General features: G+C 56.4%; 21 protein-coding genes. 12 read left to right on the forward strand and 9 right to left on the reverse strand.

Annotated elements, in window-relative coordinates; translation table 11 throughout:
- Positions 1–3: 3 nt before the first annotated feature.
- Complete coding sequence (gene ligB, locus V2S86_RS24310) at positions 4–1,680, reverse strand: NAD-dependent DNA ligase LigB (protein ID WP_330764504.1); 1,677 nt, start codon at positions 1,678–1,680, stop codon at positions 4–6.
- 312 nt (positions 1,681–1,992) lie between these two features.
- Between ligB and gmk the strand changes: the two genes are divergently transcribed.
- Genes gmk through recG form a run of 5 tightly spaced genes read left to right on the forward strand, consistent with a single transcriptional unit; the run spans position 1,993 to position 7,855 of the window.
- Complete coding sequence (gmk, locus tag V2S86_RS24315; RefSeq protein ID WP_199637537.1) at positions 1,993–2,616, forward strand: guanylate kinase; 624 nt, start codon at positions 1,993–1,995, stop codon at positions 2,614–2,616.
- Between the two features lie 54 nt (positions 2,617–2,670).
- Entirely contained in the window at positions 2,671–2,946 is a 276-nt protein-coding gene (rpoZ, locus tag V2S86_RS24320; protein WP_004953385.1) for a DNA-directed RNA polymerase subunit omega, read from the forward strand.
- Between the two features lie 18 nt (positions 2,947–2,964).
- A complete protein-coding gene (spoT, locus tag V2S86_RS24325; RefSeq protein ID WP_006320163.1) occupies positions 2,965–5,076 on the forward strand; it encodes a bifunctional GTP diphosphokinase/guanosine-3',5'-bis pyrophosphate 3'-pyrophosphohydrolase in 2,112 nt (703 codons plus the stop codon).
- Positions 5,077–5,081: 5 nt separating this feature from the next.
- Positions 5,082–5,777: a tRNA (guanosine(18)-2'-O)-methyltransferase TrmH gene (gene trmH, locus V2S86_RS24330; RefSeq protein WP_330764486.1), complete on the forward strand. Its 696-nt coding sequence runs from the start codon at positions 5,082–5,084 to the stop codon at positions 5,775–5,777.
- Positions 5,774–7,855: an ATP-dependent DNA helicase RecG gene (gene recG, locus V2S86_RS24335; RefSeq protein ID WP_330764505.1), complete on the forward strand. Its 2,082-nt coding sequence runs from the start codon at positions 5,774–5,776 to the stop codon at positions 7,853–7,855. Before trmH ends, recG begins: the two co-directional genes overlap by 4 nt.
- 57 nt (positions 7,856–7,912) lie before the next feature.
- On the opposite strand, the gene gltS is transcribed toward recG, so the two are convergent.
- Complete coding sequence (gene gltS, locus V2S86_RS24340) at positions 7,913–9,124, reverse strand: sodium/glutamate symporter (protein WP_330764487.1); 1,212 nt, start codon at positions 9,122–9,124, stop codon at positions 7,913–7,915.
- 241 nt (positions 9,125–9,365) lie between these two features.
- On the opposite strand from gltS, the gene V2S86_RS24345 reads away from it, so the two are divergent.
- The gene (locus V2S86_RS24345) at positions 9,366–10,766 is read left to right on the forward strand and encodes a nucleobase:cation symporter-2 family protein (RefSeq protein WP_330764488.1); all 1,401 of its coding nucleotides are present in this window, start codon (positions 9,366–9,368) and stop codon (positions 10,764–10,766) included.
- 131 nt (positions 10,767–10,897) lie between these two features.
- The gene (locus tag V2S86_RS24350) at positions 10,898–12,559 is read left to right on the forward strand and encodes an AsmA family protein (protein WP_330764489.1); all 1,662 of its coding nucleotides are present in this window, start codon (positions 10,898–10,900) and stop codon (positions 12,557–12,559) included.
- 38 nt (positions 12,560–12,597) lie between these two features.
- Here V2S86_RS24350 and fabY read toward each other — a convergent pair whose 3' ends face one another.
- From fabY to typA, 5 genes are all read right to left on the reverse strand, one after another.
- Positions 12,598–13,545, reverse strand: coding sequence for a fatty acid biosynthesis protein FabY (fabY, locus tag V2S86_RS24355; protein WP_330764490.1), 948 nt, complete (start codon positions 13,543–13,545; stop codon positions 12,598–12,600).
- A gap of 23 nt (positions 13,546–13,568) precedes the next feature.
- On the reverse strand, positions 13,569–14,006 hold the full coding sequence (dtd, locus tag V2S86_RS24360) for a D-aminoacyl-tRNA deacylase (RefSeq protein ID WP_330764491.1): 438 nt from the start codon (positions 14,004–14,006) through the stop codon (positions 13,569–13,571).
- Positions 14,003–14,893 (reverse strand): virulence factor BrkB family protein, encoded by an 891-nt coding sequence (locus V2S86_RS24365; RefSeq protein WP_330764492.1) that lies wholly within the window; start codon positions 14,891–14,893, stop codon positions 14,003–14,005. Before V2S86_RS24365 ends, dtd begins: the two co-directional genes overlap by 4 nt.
- Positions 14,894–14,942: 49 nt before the next feature.
- Positions 14,943–15,533, reverse strand: a complete 591-nt coding sequence (gene yihX, locus V2S86_RS24370) for a glucose-1-phosphatase (protein WP_311995451.1) — start codon at positions 15,531–15,533, stop codon at positions 14,943–14,945.
- A gap of 170 nt (positions 15,534–15,703) precedes the next feature.
- Entirely contained in the window at positions 15,704–17,527 is a 1,824-nt protein-coding gene (typA, locus tag V2S86_RS24375; RefSeq protein ID WP_126486128.1) for a ribosome-dependent GTPase TypA, read from the reverse strand.
- 370 nt (positions 17,528–17,897) lie between these two features.
- Between typA and glnA the strand changes: the two genes are divergently transcribed.
- The 4 genes from glnA to V2S86_RS24395 all read left to right on the forward strand — a co-directional run bounded on the left by glnA (position 17,898) and on the right by V2S86_RS24395 (position 22,201).
- On the forward strand, positions 17,898–19,307 hold the full coding sequence (gene glnA, locus V2S86_RS24380) for a glutamate--ammonia ligase (protein WP_004953429.1): 1,410 nt from the start codon (positions 17,898–17,900) through the stop codon (positions 19,305–19,307).
- A gap of 187 nt (positions 19,308–19,494) precedes the next feature.
- A complete protein-coding gene (gene glnL, locus V2S86_RS24385) occupies positions 19,495–20,544 on the forward strand; it encodes a nitrogen regulation protein NR(II) (protein ID WP_330764493.1) in 1,050 nt (349 codons plus the stop codon).
- Between the two features lie 8 nt (positions 20,545–20,552).
- The gene (gene glnG, locus V2S86_RS24390; RefSeq protein WP_330764494.1) at positions 20,553–21,965 is read left to right on the forward strand and encodes a nitrogen regulation protein NR(I); all 1,413 of its coding nucleotides are present in this window, start codon (positions 20,553–20,555) and stop codon (positions 21,963–21,965) included.
- A 113-nt stretch (positions 21,966–22,078) separates the two neighbouring features.
- Positions 22,079–22,201, forward strand: coding sequence for a YshB family small membrane protein (locus tag V2S86_RS24395; RefSeq protein ID WP_006320185.1), 123 nt, complete (start codon positions 22,079–22,081; stop codon positions 22,199–22,201).
- Between the two features lie 35 nt (positions 22,202–22,236).
- Here V2S86_RS24395 and hemN read toward each other — a convergent pair whose 3' ends face one another.
- Together hemN and yihI are read right to left on the reverse strand one after the other, a co-directional pair.
- Positions 22,237–23,610, reverse strand: a complete 1,374-nt coding sequence (gene hemN, locus V2S86_RS24400; RefSeq protein ID WP_330764495.1) for an oxygen-independent coproporphyrinogen III oxidase — start codon at positions 23,608–23,610, stop codon at positions 22,237–22,239.
- A 182-nt stretch (positions 23,611–23,792) separates the two neighbouring features.
- The gene (yihI, locus tag V2S86_RS24405) at positions 23,793–24,341 is read right to left on the reverse strand and encodes a Der GTPase-activating protein YihI (protein ID WP_330764496.1); all 549 of its coding nucleotides are present in this window, start codon (positions 24,339–24,341) and stop codon (positions 23,793–23,795) included.
- 744 nt (positions 24,342–25,085) lie between these two features.
- Between yihI and yihA the strand changes: the two genes are divergently transcribed.
- Positions 25,086–25,736: a ribosome biogenesis GTP-binding protein YihA/YsxC gene (gene yihA / locus V2S86_RS24410; protein ID WP_330764497.1), complete on the forward strand. Its 651-nt coding sequence runs from the start codon at positions 25,086–25,088 to the stop codon at positions 25,734–25,736.
- Positions 25,737–25,994 lie beyond the last annotated feature (258 nt).

Consider the following 25,994-nt stretch of genomic DNA (forward strand, 5'->3'; position numbering starts at 1 on the left):
ACATCACCGGGTTCCGGCAAAACCCGCTATTTCCTGCTCCTCCAGCGTGTTGACCAGCGCCAGAAATGGTGGGTGTTGAAGAAAGCCGGTAATCTGCTCAGCCTTTTTTGCGCCTATCCCGGTCATTTTACGCCACTCTCCGGCCGGTAATTGCTGTATCTGGTGCCAGTTTTTCAATGCCCGCGCTTGTTGCGGGTTAAGCGGTGCGCCTAACGCTATCAACCAGCGAGCAAAGGGTTGTTGCCGCGCCAACTGAAATTGCCGGTGGATACTGCGCCCACGCTTGTCACCCATGCCGGGCGCTGACATCAATTGCTCCGGCGTCAACACCAGCCAATCCAGCAAATGCCGCACCAGCCCCCGATCAATTAACACCTGCCAGGTAGATTCACTGACGCCGTGCAAACCTAATCCCTGTGGGCCGCCCAACCACACCAGTCGGGCCAGAAACTGCTGGCGGCACTCCGGCAGCCAGCTAAAGCAACTCAAAGAATGGTAACGATCTGCGGTTGGCGCATCAGGCTCTACTCTTTCTGCGGCCCGCCAGACCACTTTATCCAGACGCGGGATCCCGTGCCCCATCAGGCTGATTGCCACCTGGTCACCGGGCACAACCGCCCACTGCCGCCAACGGGGCAGCGATCCCAGGTTAACCCGCGAGACCCATTTATCATCCATCCTGAGGGGATCAAGCTTCAGCACCACGGCAATCTTTCCGGTGCGGCCTACGCTGAACTCGACATCATTGACCCTGGCAATCTGCTGCACTGGCGGATACTTCCAGGCAACCGCCCAATCACCGGGCTTTGCCTGCCAATAATGCCCCGACGGTGACTGCGCCTGATGAATCACCACGCCATCCGTGACGAAGGGCAATGCTTCGCGATGCCAACGGTCGCGCCATTGCCGCACGTCTTCCAGTGAACTCACGGGTTGTGAATAAGCCAATGCGAGAGGGAACCCCATTGCGGCAAGCTGCTGTAAACGCTGCGTCATTTCTTGTGGGCCATCAGGCCATGCCCAGACAAACAGGCCAATCTGTTGCAAGATCGGCGAAAGCCGGTTTTTCATCAGCGCACCGGCGACCCTGGCTCGGGCATTGATGCCGCCATGAAGCTTTTGCTGATGATCGTTCACCATCAAAAACAGCTCCCCCTGCAGAATCAACGTCGCCGGAGCGCCCTTCACCGCCGCCGGTATCGATGGAATAGCACGCACCTTTTCCAGCCAATTTTCCCCCTTTAGCCCATTTCCCCGGCTGACAGCCGCCGCCAGTTCGCCATCGCGATACACCAAAGTAACGGCTACGCCGTCCACCTTAGGCTGAACCCAGACATCGCTGCGACCACGCAGCCATTGAGCCACGGCGGCAGAGTCCGCCAATTTATGCAGCCCGGTATGCGCCACCGGGTGGGGCGTTTTACCCGCAGGTAAAAGCGGACTGGGCTCCTCAGCCCTTTCCAGACCGGCGCAACGATGCCACAACTGCAGTTTTTGCCGCAGGCTGTCATAGACCTCATCTTCAATTAAACTGTCGCCCTGTTGGTAATAAGCCACATCCCAGCGTTCCAGCTGGTTTTTTAACGTGGTTATCTCCAGTTGCAGCCGCTCCGGTCGCCACGTCGGGCAACTTTCTGCCCGCAGCACACCACAAAACATCATCCCGCCCAACAGCGCCATTCCGATCCGCATTCCGCATTTCCGCATACTGCACCTCCCTGATAACCGGCAGTAAAACCGGGTGATAAGGCTTCGGCAACGGTCAATTGCCCGATCTGCCGAGCGGCTCGAGAAAGGCAGATATAGGTTGCATGAAACCGCGGAAATTTACCGATCTGCTGCGCAAAACCGCCGTTTAGAGGTTTTTTCAGCACAAAGCGACGGGCAAAATGCGAGCTAACGCTGCACCTGGCGCGTTAGCCGTGTATACTGTGCGGAGAAAATACACATCCGCTGTTATTGGCACATCAACCGCTATCAACGAACATCATCATGGCTCAAGGCACGCTTTTTATTGTCTCTGCACCCAGTGGCGCAGGGAAATCAAGTCTGATTCAGGCTTTGTTAAAGACGCAACCGCTGTACGACACGCAGGTTTCGGTTTCGCACACCACGCGCGACAGCCGCCCGGGTGAACATCACGGCGAGCATTATTTCTTCGTCTCAAAAGATGAATTCCGCCGGATGATTGAGCAGGATGCGTTTCTTGAGCACGCCGAAGTGTTCGGCAACTATTACGGGACCTCACGTGCCGCCATTGAGCAGGTGCTGTCGACCGGCGTAGACGTCTTCCTGGATATCGATTGGCAGGGTGCGCAGCAGATCCGCGCTAAAATGCCGCAGGCGCGCAGCATCTTTATTTTGCCGCCGTCAAAGGATGAACTCGGCCGCCGCCTGCGTGGCCGCGGGCAAGACTCTGAAGAGGTGATCGCCAAACGCATGGCGCAAGCCGTGGCAGAAATGACGCACTACGCGGAGTATGATTATTTAATCGTGAACGATGATTTCGATCTGGCCCTGTCCGATCTGAAAACCATTATTCGCGCCGAGCGCCTGCGTTTAGGCCGGCAATTACTGCGGCATGACGCTTTAATCAGCAAACTATTGGCAGACTGAAGGCAGTTTCAGTATTATGCCCAGTCTTTTCGTCACCTGTGGAGTAGCACAAATATGGCACGCGTAACTGTTCAAGACGCTGTAGAGAAAATTGGTAACCGTTTTGACCTGGTGTTGGTCGCTGCTCGTCGGGCACGTCAAATCCAGACCGGCGGTAAAGATGCACTTGTTCCGGAAGAAAACGACAAGTACACCGTTATCGCTCTGCGCGAAATCGAAGAAGGCCTGATCACCAGCCAAATCCTCGATGTTCGTGATCGTCAAGAGCAGCAAGAGCAGGAAGCCGCAGAAATTCAAGCGGTTACCGCGATTGCTGAAGGTCGTCGTTAATTAGACTGCGAGTCTGCCTTGTACCTGTTTGAAAGCCTGAATCTGCTGATTCAACGTTACCTGCCTGAGGAGCAGATTAAGCGCCTCAAACAGGCATACCTCGTTGCACGTGATGCTCACGAGGGACAGACACGCTCCAGCGGTGAGCCCTACATTACTCACCCGGTCGCCGTGGCCTGCATTCTGGCGGAAATGCGTCTCGATCATGAGACGCTGATGGCGGCGCTGCTGCATGACGTCATCGAAGACACCCCGGCCACCTACCAGGATATGGAACAACTGTTCGGCAAGAGCGTCGCTGAACTGGTTGAAGGCGTATCCAAGCTCGACAAGCTGAAGTTCCAGGATAAAAAAGAAGCTCAGGCGGAAAACTTCCGCAAAATGATCATGGCGATGGTGCAGGATATTCGCGTCGTGCTGATCAAGCTGGCCGACCGCACGCACAATATGCGTACCCTGGGTTCGCTGCGTCCTGACAAACGTCGGCGTATCGCGCGTGAAACCCTGGAAATCTACAGCCCCTTGGCCCATCGCCTGGGTATTCACCACCTGAAGACCGAGCTGGAAGAGCTGGGTTTCGAGGCGTTGTACCCGAACCGCTACCGTGTAATCAAAGAAGTGGTGAAAGCCGCTCGCGGTAACCGTAAGGAGATGATCCAAAAGATTCTCTCCGAGATCGAAGGCCGATTGAACGAAGCCGGCATTCCTTGTCGCGTCAGCGGGCGAGAAAAACACCTGTATTCCATCTACCTCAAGATGCACCTGAAAGAGCAGCGTTTCCATTCGATTATGGACATCTACGCGTTCCGGGTGATCGTGAAGGAAGTCGATACCTGTTACCGCGTGCTGGGCCAGGCTCACAGCCTGTATAAACCACGCCCGGGCAGGGTCAAAGACTATATCGCCATTCCCAAGGCCAACGGCTACCAATCGCTGCACACATCCCTGATCGGCCCTCACGGCGTGCCGGTTGAAGTGCAGATCCGTACCGAAGATATGGATCAGATGGCAGAAATGGGGGTGGCCGCGCACTGGGCTTATAAAGAAAAAGAACAGGGCGAAACCGGCACCACCGCGCAAATCCGCGCACAGCGCTGGATGCAAAGCTTGCTGGAGTTGCAGCAAAGCGCCGGCAGTTCATTTGAATTTATCGAGAGCGTAAAATCCGATCTGTTCCCGGATGAGATTTACGTTTTCACCCCGGAAGGCCGCATCGTCGAACTGCCTGCGGGCGCAACCCCGGTCGACTTCGCCTATGCGGTGCATACCGATATCGGTCATGCCTGCGTCGGCGCGCGAGTCGACCGTCAGCCGTACCCCTTGTCGCAGTCGCTGAGCAGCGGTCAAACGGTCGAAATCATCACAGCACCAGGCGCGCGGCCAAACGCCGCCTGGTTGAATTTTGTCGTCAGCTCGAAAGCGCGCGCCAAAATCCGCCAGATGCTGAAGAACCTCAAGCGCGATGATTCTGTCGGTCTCGGCCGCCGCTTGCTGAACCATGCGTTGGGCGGCAGCCGCAAATTGGCAGAGATTCCACCGGAAAATATCCAGCACGAACTGGATCGCATGAAGCTGGCAACGCTGGATGATTTGCTGGCTGAAATCGGCCTCGGCAATGCCATGAGCGTGGTGGTGGCGAAAAACCTGCAAGGTGACCAATCCAACCTGGGCACCTCCTCCGGGGTTCGCAACCTGGCGATCAAAGGCGCAGACGGCGTGCTGATCACCTTCGCCAAATGCTGCCGGCCTATTCCGGGCGACCCGATCATTGCCCACGTCAGCCCAGGCAAAGGGCTGGTGATCCACCATGAATCCTGCCGGAACATCCGCGGTTACCAGAAAGAGCCTGAGAAATTCATGGCGGTAGAGTGGGATAAAGATATCGAGCAGGAGTTCATCGCCGAGATTAAAGTGGACATGTTTAACCATCAGGGTGCGCTGGCCAACCTGACGGCGGCCATCAACGCAGCCGAGTCCAATATTCAGAGCCTGAATACCGAAGAGAAAGACGGCCGGGTTTATAGCGCCTTTATTCGCCTGACCACCCGCGATCGCATCCATCTGGCAAATATTATGCGTAAAATCCGTATCATGCCGGATGTGATTAAAGTTAACCGTAACCGAAATTAGCGCCTATGAGCCCTGAACGCTATGCGCGGATTTGTGAAATGCTGGCAACCCGGCAGCCGGATCTGACGGTCTGCCTGGAACAGGTGCACAAACCGCATAACGTCTCCGCCATTATCCGCACCGCCGACGCCGTCGGCGTGCATCAGGTCCATGCCGTGTGGCCGACTTCACGCATGCGTACCCTGGTTTCCTCCGCTGCCGGCAGCAACAGCTGGGTCAATGTAAAAACCCACCGCACCATCTCTGACGCGGTGATCCATCTGAAAGCTCAAGGCATGCAGATTCTGGCGACCCACCTTTCCGCCCGCGCGGTTGATTTCCGCGAGGTGGATTACACCCGCCCAACCTGCGTGCTGCTGGGGCAGGAAAAAACCGGTATCACCGAAGAAGCGCTGGCCCTGGCCGACCAGGACATCGTCATTCCGATGATCGGCATGGTGCAATCCCTCAACGTGTCGGTCGCCTCGGCCTTGATCCTGTACGAAGCGCAGCGCCAGCGCCACAACGCCGGCATGTACCTGCGCACCCGCAGCGCGCTGGACGAAGAAGAACAACAACGCCTGCTGTTCGAGGGCGGCTACCCGGTTCTGGCCAACGTCGCCAAACGCAAAGGGTTGCCGCGTCCGCAGATCGACCAACAGGGCCAGGTGGTCGCCGACGCCGAATGGTGGGCGACCATGCAGGCAACGGTACGCCGATGAAAGGCCGCCTGCTGGACGCTGTCCCTCTTACCACGCTTTCCGGAGTTGGTGCCAGCCAGGCGGGCAAACTGGCAAAAATTGGCCTGGAAACCATTCAGGACCTGCTGCTGCACCTCCCGCTGCGTTATGAAGACCGTACCCGCCTCTATCCGATCAACGACCTGCTGCCGGGCATTTTTGCCACCGTGGAAGGCGAAGTGCTGCGCAGCGATATCAGTTTTGGTCGTCGGCGCATGCTGACTTGCCAGATCAGCGACGGCACCGGCCTGCTCACCATGCGTTTCTTTAACTTCAACGCGGCGATGAAAAACAGCCTGGCCGCAGGCCGGCGCGTAACCGCTTACGGTGAGATCAAACGCGGCAACCACGGCGCAGAAATCATCCACCCGGAATACCGCATTCAGGGGGAAAGCAGCGAGGTTGAGCTACAGGAATCGCTGACGCCGGTCTATCCGACCACCGAAGGCATCAGGCAGGCCACGCTGCGCAAGCTAACCGATCAGGCGCTGGAGCTGCTGGACACCTGCGCCATCGCCGAGCTGCTGCCACCAGAACTCAGTAGCGGGCTGATGAGCCTGCCGCAGGCGCTGCACACCCTGCACCGCCCACCGCCGGATATCCAGTTGGGAGATTTGGAGCAGGGTAAGCATCCGGCGCAAAAACGCCTGATCCTGGAAGAACTGCTGGCGCATAACCTCAGCATGTTGGCGGTGCGCGCCGGCGCGCAGAGTTATCAGGCGCTGCCGCTGATGCCGGATGATCGACTGAAAAAACGGTTTCTTGCCGAATTGCCATTCTCGCCGACCGGCGCGCAAGATCGCGTGGTAGCCGATATCGAAGCCGATATGCAAAAAGGCTTCCCGATGATGCGGCTGGTGCAAGGTGATGTCGGCTCAGGCAAAACGCTGGTGGCGGCGCTGGCGGCGCTACGCGCCATCGCCCACGGCAAACAGGTGGCCTTGATGGCGCCCACCGAACTGCTGGCCGAACAACACGCCAATAACTTCCGCCAGTGGTTTGAACCGCTGGGGCTTGAAGTCGGCTGGCTGGCCGGCAAGCAAAAAGGCAAGGCACGCATTGCTCAGCAGGAAGCGATCGCCAGCGGAAAAGTGTCGATGGTGGTCGGTACGCACGCCATCTTCCAGGAACAGGTACAGTTTTCCGGGCTGGCGCTAGTAATCATCGACGAACAGCACCGGTTTGGCGTGCACCAACGGCTGGCTCTGTGGGAAAAGGGCGAGGAGCAAGGCTTCCATGCTCATCAGTTGATCATGACCGCCACGCCAATCCCACGCACGCTGGCAATGACCGCCTATGCCGATCTCGATACATCGGTGATCGACGAGCTGCCGCCAGGCAGGACGCCGGTCACCACCGTCGCCATTCCAGACACCCGGCGCGCCGATATTATTCAGCGGGTGAAAAGCGCCTGTATGGAAGAAGGCCGGCAGGCGTACTGGGTCTGTACGCTGATCGAGGAATCGGAGCTGCTGGAAGCGCAGGCGGCGGAGGCTACCTGGGAAGAGTTGAAAACTGCGCTGCCCGAGCTGAAAGTCGCGCTGGTTCACGGCCGCATGAAGGCGCAGGAAAAACAGGCGGTAATGCAGGCCTTTAAACAGGGTGAGTTACAGCTGTTGGTGGCAACCACAGTGATCGAAGTAGGCGTCGACGTACCGAACGCCAGCCTGATGATCATCGAAAACCCGGAACGGCTTGGGTTGGCGCAACTGCATCAGTTGCGCGGCCGCGTGGGCCGTGGCGCCGTGGCGTCACATTGCGTGCTGTTGTACAAAACCCCGCTGAGCAAAACGGCGCAGAAACGTCTGCAGGTGCTGCGCGACAGCAACGACGGTTTTGTGATTGCCCAGCGCGATCTGGAAATCAGAGGCCCAGGCGAGCTGCTCGGCACGCGCCAGACTGGCAGTGCGGAATTCAAGGTGGCCGATTTGCTGCGCGACCAGGCGATGATACCGGAAGTGCAACGCGTCGCCCGCCATATTCATCAGCAGTACCCGGAACATGCCCGCGCTCTGATTGAACGCTGGCTGCCGGAGAAAGCGCGCTACTCCAACGCCTGATCTTCTGCCAGAGACAAGGGCGCCAATGGCGCCCTTGCTTTATATATTGAACGTTATTCAGCCCACCGCCGGGAACACCGGCAACAACAGATACAGCTTAATCACGATCGCGTTGGCGATATCGATAAAGAACGCCCCCACCATCGGCACCACCAGAAACGCCAGATGCGATGGACCGAAGCGATCGGTAATCGCCTGCATATTGGCGATCGCCGTAGGCGTAGCGCCCATGCCAAAACCACAGTGGCCCGCCGCCAGTACCGCCGCATCGTAGTTTTTGCCCATCACCCGGTAAGTGACGAAAATCGCATACAGCGCCATCACCAGCGTCTGCACCGCCAGAATCGCCAACATCGGCAGCGCCAGCGACGCCAGTTCCCACAGGCGCAAGCTCATCAGCGCCATCGCCAGGAACAGCGACAGGCTGACGTTCCCCAGCACCGATACCGCCCGCTCGAACACGGTGTAAAAACCGCTGAACGCCAGCGTATTGCTGAGGATCACCCCGACAAACAGCACGCAGACAAAGTTTGGCAGTTCAAACACCGTGCCATTCAACAGGCCGGCAATAAACTGCCCCAGGCTCAAGCAGATGGCGATCATCGCGATAGTTTCTATCATCACCAACGAGGTAATCAGCCGGCCGCTCTCCGGCTTTTCAAAACCGCTCGGTTGCACGCTATCTTCCGGTGTGCCTTCCGGCGTGGAGGAGTGTTTCACCAGGTAACGCGCCACCGGGCCGCCGATCAGGCCGCCCAGCACCAGACCGAAAGTCGCGCAGGCCATCGCGACTTCAGTGGCGTTTTCAAACCCATAACGTTCGATGAACAGCTTGCTCCAGGCTGCGCCGGTACCATGACCACCGGATAACGTAATTGAACCGGCGATCAGGCCCATCAGCGGATCCAGACCCAGTATTTTCGCCATGCCGATGCCGATGGCGTTCTGCACCACCAACAGGCCCAGCACCACAAACAGGAACACCATTAGCGCTTTGCCGCCCGCGCGCAATCGCGCCAGGTTGGCGTTCAGGCCGATGGTGGCAAAAAAGGCCAGCATCAACGGGTCTTTCAGCGACATATCGAAGCTGATTTCCCAGTTAGCAAACTTTTTCAAGGCTAACAACAGGAGCGCCACCAGCAAACCACCGGCGACAGGTGCGGGAATAGTGTATTTTCGCAACAGCGGAATGCTTCTGACGCATTTGCCCCCAAGGAGCAAAACCAGCGTTGCCGCGACTAACGTGCCATAAGTATCGAGATGAAACATCCAGGTACTCCCTGTAACGGAAAAGATCCAATAAGAAATAATAAGTTATAGAAAACCGCTTAGTTTTTAAAACTTGATGAATGCGGGATTAGAAGTAAAAAACGCTGATAAAACAAGAAAAAATGAACGAAAATGCGACATGCGCGTTGATGCCCCTGACGTAACACCAGGGCGCAACCGTTTGCTTTTGCGGGGTGGATCATTAAAATGCCTGCTTTGCCGTTTCTGGAAATGCCACATCATGACCATGCCATCCACCGAGCTTGATGCAGTGCAAAAAGCCGCCGTCACTCCCCACGCCAGCGAACTGATTTATCGCCTGGAAGACCGCCCGCCGCTGCCGCAAACGCTGTTTGCCGCCGGTCAGCATCTGTTGGCGATGTTTGTGGCGGTGATCACCCCGGCCCTGTTGATCTGTCAGGCGCTCGGTCTGCCGGCACAGGATACTCAGCACATTATCAGCATGTCGCTGTTTGCCTCCGGCCTGGCCTCCATTCTGCAAATTAAAACCTGGGGACCTGTCGGTTCGGGCCTGCTGTCGATTCAGGGCACCAGTTTTAACTTTGTTTCGCCTCTGATTATGGGCGGGCTGGCGCTGAAAAACGGCGGTGCCGACGTCCCCACCATGATGGCTGCACTGTTCGGCACGCTGATGGTCGCCTCCTGTACCGAAATCCTCCTGTCGCGCGTGCTCCACCTGGCGCGGCGTATCATCACCCCGCTGGTCTCCGGCATTGTGGTGATGATTATCGGTTTGTCGCTGATTCAGGTCGGGCTGACCTCCATCGGCGGCGGTTATGCCGCGATGAACGGGGGCAGCTTCGGCGCGCCGAAAAATCTGCTGCTGGCCGGTGCGGTGCTGGCGGTGATTATTCTGCTTAATCGCCAGCGCAATCCGTACTTGCGCGTCGCCTCGCTGGTGATCGCCATGGCGGTCGGCTACCTGCTGGCCTGGGCGATGGACATGCTGCCGGCAAGCCAGCCGGCTCCGCAAACGGCGGCTGTCACCCTTCCGATCCCGCTGTATTACGGCCTGGGCTTTGACTGGAGCCTGCTGCTGCCGCTGATGCTGATCTTTATGGTCACCTCGCTGGAAACCATCGGCGACATCACCGCCACCTCAGACGTGTCGGAACAGCCGGTCAGCGGCCCGCTGTATATGAAGCGCCTGAAGGGCGGCGTGCTGGCCAACGGTCTGAACTCGATGCTGTCGGCGGTGTTCAACACCTTCCCCAACTCCTGTTTTGGTCAGAACAACGGCGTGATCCAACTGACCGGGGTTGCCAGCCGTTACGTCGGCTTTGTGGTGGCGCTGATGCTGATCGCGCTGGGTTTGTTCCCGGCAGTGGCCAATTTCGTGCAACATATTCCTGAGCCGGTGCTTGGCGGCGCTACCCTGGTGATGTTCGGCACCATCGCCGCCTCCGGCGTGCGTATCGTGTCACGCGAAAGGCTGAACCGCCGCGCGATCATGATCATGGCGCTGTCGCTGGCCGTCGGCATGGGCGTTTCCCAGCAACCGCTTATCTTGCAGTTCGCGCCCGACTGGCTGAAAACACTGCTCTCTTCAGGCATTGCCGCCGGCGGCATCACCGCCATCGTGCTCAACCTGGTGTTCCCGCACGAACACGAGAAGCCATAATCCGCCGCGCTGCCTGCCACACACGGCCGCTTGCGGCCGTTTTTTATTGCCTATCAGACCATTGCACTTGAGATGCCCGGCCAATTGCGGCATAAACAGGGTATCTTTTTTGACCGACGCGGATGTAAACGATGAAATTTATCGGAAAACTGTTGCTGACGTTGCTGCTGCTGGTAGTGCTTGCCATTGTGCTGTTGTACGTTGTGGGGCAAACCGGCTGGGCAGCGGGCTGGTTAAGTCGTTGGATCAGCGATAACAGCGAATACCGCCTGTCGGTGGCAAAAATCTCGCACTCATGGAATCAGCCGGGCCAAATCAGCCTGGAAGACGTCCAACTGGCCAAAAATAATCAGCCGCAGGCGTTGATCGCCAAACGGGTAGATCTCGGCCTGAGCCTGCGCCAAATCACCGAACCGCGCTATTTTCACAGCGTAACCCTGCGCGACGGCATGCTTACCGTTCAGCCGCAAGCCGCGACATTGCCGGTGCAGGCCGATGTGTTGCAGTTGAGCAATATGGCGCTGCAATCCAACGATGAAACCTGGCAGCTCAACGCGCAGCAGGTCAATGCCGGCATTACGCCCTGGCAACCCAAGGCCGGGCATCTGCTGGGAGAAAATAATCAGTTCCAGTTCAGCGCCGGCTCGATAACGCTGAATGGCATCCCGGCTTCACAGGTGCTGGTACAGGGTGAACTTAAACAGAACCAGTTGAAGCTCAACAACTTCGGTGCCGATCTGGCGCAGGGTGACCTGACCGGGGTAGCCAGCCGCGCCGCCGACGGCAGCTGGCAGGTGGAACGCCTGCGGCTGAGTGGCGTACGCATGCAAACCCCGCTGACGCTGGCTGAGTTTTGGCAACGCTTTACGGCCCTGCCGCCGGTCACTCTCAAACGTTTTGATCTGATCGACGCGCGGCTGGAAGGCAAAGAATGGGCGTTCAACGATCTCGATCTGTCGTTGCAAAACGTGACCTTCCAACAAGGCGACTGGAGCAGTGAGGACGGATCGCTGAACTTCAACGCCAGCGATCTGATCAACGGCGGTTTCCACCTGATCGATCCGATCATGAATATGCGGCTTTCACCGGCGGGTATCGCCATTCAACAGTTCACCAGCCGTTGGGAAGGCGGGCTGCTGCGTACCTCCGGCAGTTGGCTACGCGCCAACAACCGCCTGCAACTGGACGAAGTGGCCGTCGCCGCACTCGAGTACACCTTGCCGCAAGACTGGCGCGCCTTGTGGCTGCAACCGCTGCCGCACTGGTTGGCGGAGGTGTACATCAACAAACTGACCACCAATCGCAACCTGATCATCGACATCAATCCGAACTTCCCGTTCCAGATCACTGCGCTGGACGGCTACGGCGGCAATCTGCTGTTGGCGCGCGACCACCAGTGGGGTATTTGGTCCGGCACGCTGAACCTGAATGGCAGCGAAGCCACCTTCAACAAGATTGACGTTCGGCGCCCATCGCTGGCGCTAAACGCTAATGACGGGCAGATCAACGTCACCGAGCTAAGCGCCTTTATGCCAAAAGGACTACTGGAAGCCAAAGCCACAGTCGAACAGCTGCCGGGCAAACCGTTTACGCTGTCGTTGAACGGCCGCTCGGTGCCGGTGAATACCTTGCAGCAATGGGGGTGGCAGTCGGTTCCGCTGGAAGGTGACGGAAATCTGCAGCTGCAGTTGAAAGGGTTGCTGAACAGCGATGGGCCGTTTAAATCTTCACTTAAGGGCGAACTGCAGGCCACCGCCGGCGATGGTCGGACGGTCAACCAACAGTTACCCTAGGCTTTCACGCCCTCTTCCCGGGGAAGAGGGCCGATGACTCAGCTTTCTATCGCCTCGGAACCGCCCTGATCCAGGGGCGCGTCCGACTCGGCCGGCAGCACCATATAAGTGCCTTCAAATACCGCGCCTTTATCGTCGTCACCGAACAAATGCACCTCAGCCTGCACGCGTGCACGGCGGCCCCGCGCCAAACGAGCCAGATCGCCGCTCAGCGAGCTGAGATCCGCCACCGCCCGCGGTCTGCCGGTGATCGGTTTGCTGTAGCGGATATGCGCATCTGCCAGAATAATGGTGCCGCCCAGATGGCGCTCACGCAGCAATAGCCAGATAAGCCCCCAGGCGGTCAGCGTGGCCAGAGAGAACAGGCTGCCGGCAAACAGCGTATGATGCGGGTTCTGATTGCCAATCTCCGGCATGGTGGTGACGAAACGCTGGCCGGTATACTGGCTGATGCGCACCCCCATTTTCTCGCTGAGCGGGATATGATCGTACCAAGCCTGCTGCAGTTGGCCGCACCAGTCGGGGCGATGCAAAATATCGTCCAGCGTCGCCACCGGTTTAATCATCAGGAAGTGGCGGATCGGGGTGGTTTGCGGCGCGGTGATCTCGCCCTGATTGACGAAGCCAAGCTTGGCAAAGAACGCCACCGCATCCTCACGGGCGCTACATACCACCCGCTTTACCCCTTCCTGGCGTGCCACGGATTCCAGCGTCATCGCCACCAGCGTGCCGAGACCTTTGTCCTGCACCGTAGGGTCTACCGCCATAAAGCGGATCGCCGCTTCGTTGTCGGCATTGATATACAGCCGCCCGATAGCGACAATTTTACCGCCCTCATCCACCACCATCTGATGGTGCGCCATGGCGTCGTAGGCATCCTTTTCCGAACCCACCGGTTGGTGCAATGGCTTGCGCAGCATTTCCCAACGAAACTGGTAATAATCCTTCAGCTCTTGTTCTGTTACGGGTACTCGTAGGTGATACATAGACGCCTTCTCTCTCAAAATGCTTAGACTTGAAGCCAAAACGTCACCGGCCCGTCGTTCACCAACGCCACTTGCATGTCGGCGGCGAACTCGCCGGTCTGGGTTTCTATGCCGCGTTCGCGGCACTGACCAACAAAATATCGATACAACCGATCGGCTTCCTGCGGTGCTGCACCGCGTGAGAAACTTGGGCGCATGCCTTTTTGGGTATCGGCCACCAGTGTGAACTGCGAAACCACCAACAGGCTGCCTCCCGCCTGCTGGACATTAAGATTCATCTTGTCGTTCTCGTCGCCAAAGATGCGGTACCCCAGTACGCGCTCACACAGACGCACGGCTTTTTGCTCGTTATCGTCCTGCTCCACGCCCAATAACACTAACAAACCGGGGCCAATCTTGCCTACCGTCTCTCCCTTGACCGTGACGCTGGCGTTTAGCACCCGTTGAATTAACGCAATCATAACTGCCCTTCTTGTGTCTGATCCTCTTGCTCCGTCTTTTGCCGGCGGTAGTCACGGTATTCCCCCAGGGTAACGGTGATTTCCGCGCCGAGTAACACGATACACCAGCTCCAGTAGACCCACAGGAATAAAATCGGGATCACCGCCAGCACGCCGTAAATCAGCTGATAAGACGGGAACATGGTGATATACAGCGCAAAGCCCTTCTTGCCCAGTTCAAACAATATCCCGGCCACCAGCGCGCCAATCAGCGCATCTTTAGGCGGTACGCGCACCGTCGGCACGATGCAATACAGCAGCCAGAACGATATCCAGGACAGGATCAGCGGGAAAATTCGCAGTACTTGATCCACCAGGCTGTTCACGCCCGCCTGCGCCAGCCAGTTGAGCGACAGCAGGTAAGAGCTGATGGCCATGCTGGCACCCACCAACAACGGCCCCAGGGTCAGCACCATCCAATACACCGCAAACGAAAATACGATTGGCCGTTTGTTCTTGCTGCGCCAGATAGTGTTCAGCACGCTATCGACCGAGGAAATCAGCAGCAACGCGGTGACAATCAGCCCGCAGGTCCCGACGGCAGTCATCTTGTTGGAGTTGGCGACAAACTGTTCCAGATAGCTTTGGATCACGTTGCCGGCGGCCGGCATGAAATTAGAGAAGATAAAACTTTTCAACTGAACGCTGATGTCGGAAAACATCGGGAACGCGGCAAACAACGCGAACACCACGGTAATCAACGGCACCAGCGACAGCAGGGAAACATAGGCCAGGTGGCCCGCCAGCATGGTCAGGCCGTCGCTGTCGACGCGTTTGAGCAGCAACCGCCCGAAGGTGATGCTGGGCTTGATCGCGGAAGGCAGCTTTTTACGGCGGAAAAACGACATGGTCACTCCTTGATGTCAGTTTGTACGCCTTAAGCTTACCCCTTCGCGTTCATTGGGCAAAATAAGCCGGCACCACGTCACGATCGGTCACGTGTACCGTTTTGATGCCCAGCGCCTGTGCAGCGGCGACGTTGGCCGGATGATCGTCAAAGAACACAGCGGCTTCCGGCGACGTATTTTCGGCGTTTAAAACGTGCAGATAGATGTTGGCGTCCGGCTTGCGCATGCCGATGTCCTGAGACAGGTACAGATGATCGGCGGCCTCGGCCACTTCGGGATAGTGCTGTGGCCAGTAGTTGCAGTGCAGACGATTGGTATTCGACAACACCACCACCCGGTGACCTTCGCTGCGCAGGCGTTTCATAATGTCGATCACCTCTGGGCGCAGGGCGACAAACACCGCCTGCCAGCCAGTGGCGAACTGCTCAAAACTGAGGGCGACGCCCATTTCATCACTCAGGCGTTCGGCGAAATCTTCGTCGCTGATTTCACCGCGTTCATGTTGCTGGAACAGCTCGCCCATGGCGAAACGCTCGGACAAAACCGCCAGCGGCGTGCCACTCAAATTGCTCCATACACCCAGTACACGTTTGAAATCGATATCGACAATCACATTACCTAAATCAAAGATATACAGCATAGTCCTCTCCTGATGGGCCGGTGAGATTTCACTGTAGCGGGAAAAGAAGGAGCTGAACAGAGAGCAGGTGGAAAAGCGCATAGCGCGCGGCAGAAAGGGGGAAAGGTAGAGGAAAAAACTCAGGGCGCAAGAATCAACTGCGCCCTAAGCATGGAACACTAAATCAGCGATTAAGCGTCTTTAGGACCGCGGCTTGCACGCTTACGATCGTTTTCCGTCAGGTGACGTTTACGAATACGTACGGACGTTGGCGTTACTTCTACCAGTTCGTCATCATCGATGAATTCCAGAGCTTGCTCCAGAGTCATCTTGATAGCCGGAACCAGAGTAGTGGCTTCGTCAGTACCGGAAGCACGCATGTTGGTCAGCTTCTTGCCGGTCAGGCAGTTTACGGTCAGGTCGTTGGAACGTGAGTGAATACCGATGATCTGGCCTTCATACACTTCCGCACCGTGGCCCAGGAACAGCTTGCCGCGATCTTGCAGACCGAACAGGGCGAACGCTACCGCTTTACCCTGGCCGTTGGAGATCAGCACGCCGTTCTGACGCTGGCCGATTTCGCCCTGGCGCACATCGTCGTAGTGGCTGAAGGTGGAGTACAGCAGACCGGTACCGGAAGTCATGGTCATGAACTCGGTACGGAAGCCGATCAGGCCACGCGCAGGGATCAGATAATCCAGGCGAATACGACCTTTGCCGTCTGGGATCATGTCCTTAACGTCACCTTTGCGCTCACCCATGGCTTGCATGACTGAACCCTGGTGCTGTTCTTCGATATCCAGCGTCACGTTCTCGAATGGCTCTTGCATGCGGCCATCGATTTTACGGTTGATAACTTTAGGACGGGAAACCGCCAGCTCGAAACCTTCACGACGCATGTTTTCGATCAGAACCGACAGGTGAAGCTCACCACGGCCCGATACGCGGAACGCGTCAGCATCTTCGGTTTCTTCAACGCGCAGTGCCACGTTGTGCACCAGCTCTTTGTTCAGACGGTCGAGGATCTGACGTGAAGTCACGTACTTGCCTTCTTTACCGCAGAACGGAGAGGTGTTGACGTTGAAGTACATGGTAACGGTCGGTTCATCAACAGACAGTGCAGGCAGCGCTTCAACGGCGTTGGTGTCACAGATGGTGTCGGAGATGTTCAACTCGCCCAGACCGGTGATAGCGATGATGTCGCCAGCTTCAGCCACGGCCGCTTCGATACGCTCCAGACCCATGTGGGTCAGAACTTTTGCGACTTTACCGTTACGGGTTTTGCCTTCGCTATCAATGATAGTGATCTGCTGGTTAGGTTTGACCTTACCGCGCTTGATACGGCCGATACCGATAACGCCAACGTAGTTGTTGTAGTCCAGCTGAGAGATCTGCATCTGGAACGGCGCTTCGAGCTCAACCTGCGGCGCAGACACGTGGTCTACGATCGCCTGATACAGCGGAGTCATGTCTTCCGCCATCTCGTTGTGGTCGGTGCCCGCGATACCCATCAATGCAGAAGCATAGATGATTGGGAAGTCGAGCTGTTCATCGGTCGCGTCGAGGTTAACGAACAGGTCAAAGACCTGATCGACAACCCAGTCAGGACGTGCGCCCGGACGGTCAACCTTGTTGATTACCACGATCGGCTTCAGACCATTAGCGAAGGCTTTTTTGGTCACGAAGCGGGTTTGCGGCATTGGGCCATCCATTGCATCCACAACCAGCAGCACCGAGTCAACCATTGACATCACACGCTCAACCTCACCGCCGAAGTCGGCGTGTCCTGGGGTATCCACGATGTTGATGCGGTAGTCTTTCCAATTAATGGCGGTGTTTTTTGCGAGGATGGTAATCCCACGCTCTTTCTCCAAATCGTTGGAGTCCATTACGCGTTCGGTGGCTTCTACACGCTCTCCGAAAGTACCGGATTGTTGCAGCAGCTTATCAACCAGGGTGGTTTTACCATGGTCAACGTGGGCAATAATGGCGATGTTACGCAAATTTTCGATCACAGCTTTGCCTCAGGCATTAGAAATAGCGCGCTATTGTACACGTATTAAGCGAGGTACTAAACAAGATCACAACAGTCTCTTATAAACAACTGTGTACAGGTCAGTTTGTGATCCCTTTCACGGTGCAAAAAGCAGCAGTTGGTGCACTTTTGCACCATTGCAGTGCCCCACACCACTCTAATTGCACCATTTAAGTGCAATGCATCACTAATGGTGCATACTGATTCTGTGCAAAACCCGCGCAGGGAGGCCATTAAAGCGCTTTTGCAAAGTTGGCACAGTTTTCGCTTTAGTCTATTCAAGGCAAAAACAGCCAGTTCCACAGATTCGTTCCACGACGACGACAATGATAAATCCGGGAGAGTTAAGTATGTCCGCTGAACACGTTTTGACGATGCTGAATGAGCATGAAGTGAAATTCGTAGACCTGCGTTTCACTGACACCAAGGGTAAAGAACAACACGTCACCATCCCTGCTCATCAGGTGAATGCCGACTTCTTCGAAGAAGGTAAAATGTTTGACGGCTCCTCGATCGGCGGTTGGAAAGGCATCAACGAATCTGACATGGTGCTGATGCCAGACGCCAGTACTGCGGTGCTGGATCCGTTCTTCGAAGAATCCACCCTGATTATTCGCTGCGATATTCTCGAGCCAGGCACCATGCAGGGCTACGACCGTGACCCGCGTTCCATTTCCAAGCGTGCAGAAGACTTCCTGCGCTCTTCCGGCATCGCGGACACCGTACTGTTCGGGCCAGAGCCTGAGTTCTTCCTGTTCGACGATATCCGTTTCGGCAGCAGCATCCGTGGTTCTCACGTGGCTATCGACGATGTCGAAGGCGCATGGAACTCCGGCACCAAATACGATGGCGGCAACAAAGGCCACCGTCCGGCTGTAAAAGGCGGTTACTTCCCGGTTCCTCCGGTCGATTCTTCACAGGACATCCGTTCTACCATGTGTCTGACCATGGAAGAAATGGGTCTGGTGGTCGAAGCGCACCACCACGAAGTGGCAACCGCGGGTCAGAACGAAGTGGCAACCCGCTTCAACACCATGACCAAGAAAGCCGACGAAATCCAAATCTACAAATACGTGGTTCACAACGTGGCTCACGCATTTGGCAAAACCGCGACCTTCATGCCGAAACCTATGTTCGGTGATAACGGCTCAGGTATGCACTGCCACATGTCGCTGTCCAAGAACGGCACCAACCTGTTCGCTGGCGACAAATACGGCGGCCTGTCTGAAACTGCCCTGTTCTACATCGGCGGTATCATCAAGCACGCTAAAGCGATCAATGCCTTGGCCAACCCGACCACCAACTCTTACAAGCGTCTGGTCCCAGGCTACGAAGCGCCGGTCATGCTGGCTTACTCAGCCCGTAACCGTTCCGCTTCCATCCGTATCCCAGTGGTTGCCAGCCCGAAAGCGCGCCGTATCGAAGCCCGTTTCCCGGATCCAGCGGCTAACCCATACCTGTGCTTCGCGGCTCTGCTGATGGCAGGCCTGGATGGCGTGATTAACAAAATCCACCCTGGCGATGCGATGGACAAAAACCTGTATGACCTGCCGCCGGAAGAAGAAGCTGAAATTCCAAAAGTTGCAGGTTCTCTGGACGAAGCGCTGGCTGCACTGAGCGAAGACCGTGAGTTCCTGACCCGTGGTGGCGTATTCACCGACGACGCAATCGACGCTTACATCGACCTGCGCAAAGAAGAAATGGACCGCGTTCGCATGACGCCGCATCCGGTTGAGTTCGAACTGTACTACAGCGTTTAAGCCTTACCGCGCCATCTGCGGATGGCGCACCACATTTTAGTTGTCGTTTTTTTGTTGCCGTGGAAACTTTCAGCCCATCTTCGGATGGGTTTTTTTCTCCACCGTATTTTCTGCAAAACTATTCCATACCGCACGCATCGCGGATGGGGTAGCATAGATGCACTAAAAAGGTGCAGGAGTCTGCTGTATGGCAACTGGCAAGCTGCCCGATGCTGGGCAGATCCTCAATTCTCTCATCAACAGCATCCTGCTGTTGGATGATGATCTGGCGGTTCATTATGCCAATCCGGCGGCACAACAACTGCTGGCGCAAAGTTCCCGTAAACTTTTCGGTACACCACTGCCCGACCTGCTGGGTTATTTCTCGCTGAACGTCGATCTGATGCGTGAGAGCCTGCGTGCCGGCCAGGGTTTTACCGATAGCGAAGTCACCCTGGTGGTTGACGGCCGTGCGCATATCCTCTCCCTGACCGCTCAGGCGCTGCCTGAAGGCTTTATTCTGGTTGAGCTGGCGCCCATGGATAACCAACGCCGTCTGAGCCAGGAACAATTGCAACACGCCCAGCAGGTGGCGGCCCGCGATCTGGTACGCGGCCTGGCGCACGAAATCAAAAATCCGCTTGGCGGCTTGCGCGGCGCAGCACAATTGCTGGCCAAGGCACTCCCCGACCCGGCGCTGACCGAATACACCAAAGTGATCATTGAACAGGCCGATCGCCTGCGCAACCTGGTCGATCGTTTGCTGGGGCCGCAACGGCCAGGCCAGCACATTACCCAGAGCATTCATCAGGTGGCGGAACGAGTATGCCAGCTGGTGTCGCTGGAGAAACCGGACAACGTGACGCTGGTGCGCGACTATGACCCCAGCCTGCCGGAAATGGCGCACGATCCGGACCAGATCGAACAGGTATTACTGAACATTACCCGCAATGCTCTGCAGGCACTGGGCGAGGAAGGTGGCACTATCACGCTGCGCACCCGCACCGCGTTCCAGATAACCCTGCACGGCACTCGCTATCGATTGGCGGCACGTATCGATATAGAAGATGACGGCCCCGGCGTACCGGCGCAGTTACAGGACACCCTGTTCTACCCGATGGTCAGCGGCCGCGAAGGCGGTACCGGCCTGGGTTTATCCATCGCCCGTAATCTTATCGATCAGCATTGCGGAAAAATTGAATTTAACAGTTGGCCAGGACATACCGAATTTTCGGTTTACCTGCCTATTCGCCAGTGAGGTTTTCTATGCAACGAGGGATAGTCTGGATCGTCGATGACGATAGCTCCATCCGCTGGGTGCTTGAACGCGCGCTCACTGGAGCGGGTGTGAGCTGCGCCACCTTCGACAGTGGCAATGCAGTGCTGGAAGCATTGGCCACGCAAACTCCCGACGTGTTGCTGTCTGACATCCGCATGCCGGGTATGGATGGTTTAGCGTTACTCAAGCAGATCAAACAGCGCCACCCTATGTTACCGGTCATCATAATGACCGCACATTCGGATCTGGACGCCGCCGTCAGCGCCTACCAGCAAGGGGCGTTCGATTATCTGCCCAAACCCTTTGATATCGATGAAGCGGTGGCGCTGGTAGAACGCGCCATCAGCCACTATCAGGAACAGCAACAGCCGGCGCGCAGCCAGCCGGCCAACGATCCGGCGGCGGACATTATCGGTGAGGCGCCGGCGATGCAGGATGTTTTCCGCATCATCGGCCGTCTGTCGCGTTCGTCGATCAGCGTGCTGATCAACGGCGAATCAGGGACCGGTAAAGAGTTGGTGGCCCATGCCTTGCATCGCCACAGCCCGCGCGCCAAATCGCCTTTTATCGCGCTGAACATGGCGGCGATCCCCAAAGACCTGATCGAATCCGAACTGTTCGGCCATGAGAAAGGGGCCTTTACCGGCGCCAATCAAATCCGTCAGGGCCGTTTTGAGCAGGCCGACGGCGGCACGTTGTTCCTGGACGAAATCGGCGATATGCCGCTGGACGTTCAAACCCGCTTGCTGCGTGTGCTGGCAGACGGCCAATTCTACCGGGTCGGCGGTTATGCGCCGGTGAAGGTGGACGTACGTATCATCGCCGCCACGCACCAAAACCTGGAGCAGCGGGTCCAGGAAGGCAAATTCCGCGAGGACTTGTTCCACCGCCTGAATGTGATCCGCGTGCACCTGCCGCCTCTGCGCGAGCGTCGTGAGGATATTCCGCGTCTGGCGCGCTACTTCCTGCAGGTAGCGGCAAAAGAGCTGGGCGTTGAAGCGAAGAATCTGCATCCGGAAACCGAAACCGCACTGACCCGCCTGCCATGGCCAGGGAACGTGCGTCAGTTGGAAAATACCTGCCGCTGGCTGACCGTGATGGCCGCCGGACAGGAAGTGCTGATCCAGGATCTGCCGAGCGAGCTGTTTGAAACCTCCGCACCGGAAGCCGCCGGCCACAGCCTGCCGGACAGTTGGGCTACGCTGCTGGCGCAGTGGGCCGATCGCGCCCTGCGTTCCGGTCATCAAAACCTCTTGTCGGAAGCCCAACCGGAGATGGAGCGTACGCTGCTCACCACCGCGCTACGTCATACCCAAGGGCATAAGCAAGAAGCCGCCCGGCTACTGGGCTGGGGGCGCAATACCTTAACGCGGAAATTGAAAGAGCTGGGAATGGAATAGTTTGCGTCATTGATTATAAAAAATACAATCAAGCGCACAAAAAAACGGCTACCCCAGGCTTTACAGCCTGCATGGCCGAAGTATGATCGAGTCGCACACTCTGGAGGCTCAGGATGTTGGATTCATTCATCGTATTTATTTCCCAAGGCGCAGAGCTTGGCTCTTCCGCCAGTCACACGCCGCAGGCAGCCGTTGCTGCGGTGCTGTGCGCAGCACTGATTAATTTCTTCAGTTGAAAAAGCGGCCGCATCAGCGGCCGTTTTTTTATGCATCAAATAACCCGCGAGAACTGCTGGATGCGCGCCTGCTGACGCAGATAGAGATCAAAACACATGCAAATATTGCGGATCAGCAAACGGCCGCGTGGCGTTACGCGAATGCCTTGCTCATCACGCTCCACCAGCCCATCGCGTTCAAAGGGTGCCAGCAGTTGCAAGTCTTCGGCAAAGTAAGCGGCGAAGTCGATAGCGTACTGCTGTTCTATCGCGCGATAGCCCAATTGGAAGTTGCAGATCAGCGTTTTGATTACTTCACGCCGCAGGCAGTCGTCTTCCGTCATCGCCAAGCCACGCCACAGCGCATTGCCCTGCGCCTCAACGCTGCTGTAATAGGCCTTCAGCTCTTTCTGGTTCTGCGCATAGCTGTCGCCTAACATGCTAATGGCGGAAACGCCCAACCCCAGCAGATCGCTGTCGCCCTGCGTGGTATAGCCCTGGAAATTGCGGTGCAGCTTGCCTTCGCGCTGGGCTACCGCCAGCTCATCCTCCGGGCGAGCAAAGTGATCCATGCCGATAAACTGGTAACCGGCCTCCGTCAGAGAAGCGATGGTCTGTTGCAGGATATCCAGTTTCTGCTGAGCACTCGGCAAGTCGGCATCCTTGATCTTGCGCTGTGCCGCGAACAGACTCGGCAAATGCGCATAGTTGAATACGCTGAGGCGATCCGGGTTTAGCTCCGCCACCCGCTCCAGGGTGAATGCAAAACTCTCCGGCGTCTGTTTTGGCAGCCCGTAAATCAAATCGATATTGGTGGAATTAAATCCCAGTGCCTTGGCGCGAGCGATCAGGGCAAAGATAAACTCCTCATCCTGCTCGCGGTTCACCAGCCGCTGAACCTCTTTATTGAAGTCCTGCACCCCCATGCTCAGGCGGTTGAAACCTTCGCTGCGTAAATGATCGAGTACGTCCAGTTCAATCTCGCGCGGATCGACCTCGATCGACATTTCCGCATCGGGCAGGAAATCAAAGTGTTGTCGCAGCATCGCCGTCAATCTGCTGATTTGCGACTTACTGAGGTAAGTTGGTGTGCCACCGCCCCAGTGCATCTGGCCAACCTTACGCCCGGAAAATAATGGGGCCCGCTGGGCGATTTCACGCGCCAGCACCGCCAGATACTCGTCCGCTTTGTGCGTCTGACGCGTCACCAGCTTGTTGCAGCCGCAGAAATAACAGAGTTTATGGCAGAACGGAATATGCACGTACAGTGACAACGGACGCTCGGGATAACGCGCTGCGGCGCGTTGAAACGCCGCTTCGTCGTAACCCTGGTTAAACTCCAGCGCCGTGGGGTATGAGGTATAACGCGGCCCTGAATAGTTATATTTCTGGATCAGGGCCAGATCCCAGACGATTGCCTGCTCTGACATGCTCACTCCTTCCGATATTTTTTCCTACCGGGCCGGGAAATGGGCAGTTGTCTACGCTGTCTGGCCGCGGAAGCGCTGCGAAAACGCGTTTTGCGTTTAGACAGCTGCCATAGTTTACCGAATAACCACAGCAGATAACACATCAAGAGTAGGGCTATTATCAGGATCGGCCACATGGCACGTTAAAATACGTCTTTCGGGTTACCGCCTTTCAGCAGTTTCAGGATGTCTTCCTGCTTTTCTTCTTTTTCATCGTCTTCGTCGTCGCCCAGCTCAATGCCCAATTGCTCCATCAGCGCATCGATGCGATCCAGCGTCTGGTCAACGTACGCCTGATCTTCGGCGTTCAGTGTCGCGCCGTCGTCGATACGATCCAGCAACGCATCCAAACGCTCATCATTTTCCAGTTTCGCCAGCTCTTCTTCCGGCGACAGGCGCGGTTTGGCTTCGGCCTTCGGCTTAGGCTGCGGTTTGGCTTTTGGTTTAGCGTCAGCCACCAGCGCCACCGGCACTTTGCTGCCAATACGCGGATCTTTGACCTGCGCCTCGGCCTTGTTTTTCTGATTAGCAGACTCAACCTGGGTGCGAGAACCGGAAGCGAGACCACGGCGTTTTTTCAAGCGCTTGCGTTCGCGGGCTTCCTGATCGAGCTCCACACGGCTTTTCTTTTTCGATTTCGACGTCGCCGCGCTGCTGCGTGGGGCGCGAGGTGCTTTTGATGGCTGGTTCATAGCGTACGCTCTTAGGTATGTAGATTCAGTATAGAGATGCTATACGATTGCGGCGGAATCTAGCAGAAAGCGGACAAAGAAAAAAGGCGGCAGGTTAAACCTGCCGCCTATTTCTCACCCTCTTTCGAAGGATATTCCTGCCACGCACTCCATGCGCACACTCAACATCCTGGTTTTTCCCTCTGCTATAAACGCACTCCCTGCTACTACGTCCTTCATCCTGAAAGGGAAATCGTCCATGGCGCGCAATCCTTTCGCATCCACTCTTCCTGAGCGCGCTTCCTGCGGGCATCCTAATTGCAATAACTTCACCATCCTTGTGTTGTTCACACATTCAGGTGCAAACAAGGCGTCCTGCTGAGGTCATCCTGGCACTCATTGCACTTCCCGTGCGTTCCCTGAGGTTTGTCACCCTTCCCGGATGTTCCTTACTCCTGCACAGCCTTGTGCTGCAATCTACTTTACGCGATTGAGGGGGGGGCTCAAGGTATCTGCCGCAGAATGCCTATCATCAATAACGCGAAGAAATATTAACTTTTTGTTTTTTAATAAAAAGAATAAAAATCACTTTCGAATAAAGCGACATTACCCACTATTCGAATGGCAAATGTCTCACACGTTCAAGACGACGTGACAGCCACGCCCTGCTGGCCCGGCGCTTAAAAACAGAGAAACACACCATTTTTGCCGCTGATGCAGTTATAATCGCCAACCAGTTAGCCATCCTCGCGGAGACGAAAAATTTTGACCAGCAAGAATTACAATTATCATGTGACCCATTTCGTCACCAGTGCGCCCGATATTCGCCATCTTCCGGGGGATGAAGGTATTGAAGTCGCCTTCGCCGGCCGCTCTAATGCCGGTAAATCCAGCGCGTTAAATACCCTGACCAATCAAAAAGGTCTGGCGCGTACCAGTAAAACGCCGGGCCGTACCCAGCTCATCAACCTGTTTGAAGTAGAAGAAGGCATCCGCCTGGTCGACCTTCCGGGTTATGGCTACGCCGAAGTTCCTGAAGAAATGAAACGCAAGTGGCAGCGAGCGCTGGGTGAATACCTGCAGATGCGCAACTGCCTGAAAGGCCTGGTGGTACTGATGGATATCCGCCACCCGCTGAAGGATCTCGACCAGCAGATGATTCAATGGGCAGTCGATGTCGGTACGCCAGTGTTGGTGCTGTTGACCAAAGCGGACAAACTGGCCTCCGGCGCGCGTAAAGCGCAGCTCAATATGGTGCGCGAAGCGGTAGTGCCGTTTATGGGCGATATCCAGGTAGAAGCCTTCTCCTCACCGAAAAAAATCGGTGTCGACAAGCTGAGCCAGAAACTGAATACCTGGTTTAACGAGATCCCGCCGGAAGTGTTACCGGAAGACGACGGCGCTGCCGGCGAGTAACCTGCCGCAGATGCCGCAATAGCCGATGTGGAAACGCATCGGCTTTTTTATGCCTGTTATTCATAGTAGTAAATGATTTTCGTTATCTAATTACAGCTTTGACAAAAATCCATCATAATTTCTTATGACGACTTATCGGCAACGTCGGAACCGGCGGGCAATAACAGAGGATTCGTCAGCGGATGACAGGCGGATGAGAATAGGAAAAAACTATGGGTAGGTGTTGTTTTTACAATAAAAAACGCCCCAGTCAATACT

This window comes from Serratia sp. C2(1) (assembly GCF_036352655.1).
In the GTDB taxonomy this organism is placed as follows: domain Bacteria; phylum Pseudomonadota; class Gammaproteobacteria; order Enterobacterales; family Enterobacteriaceae; genus Serratia; species Serratia inhibens.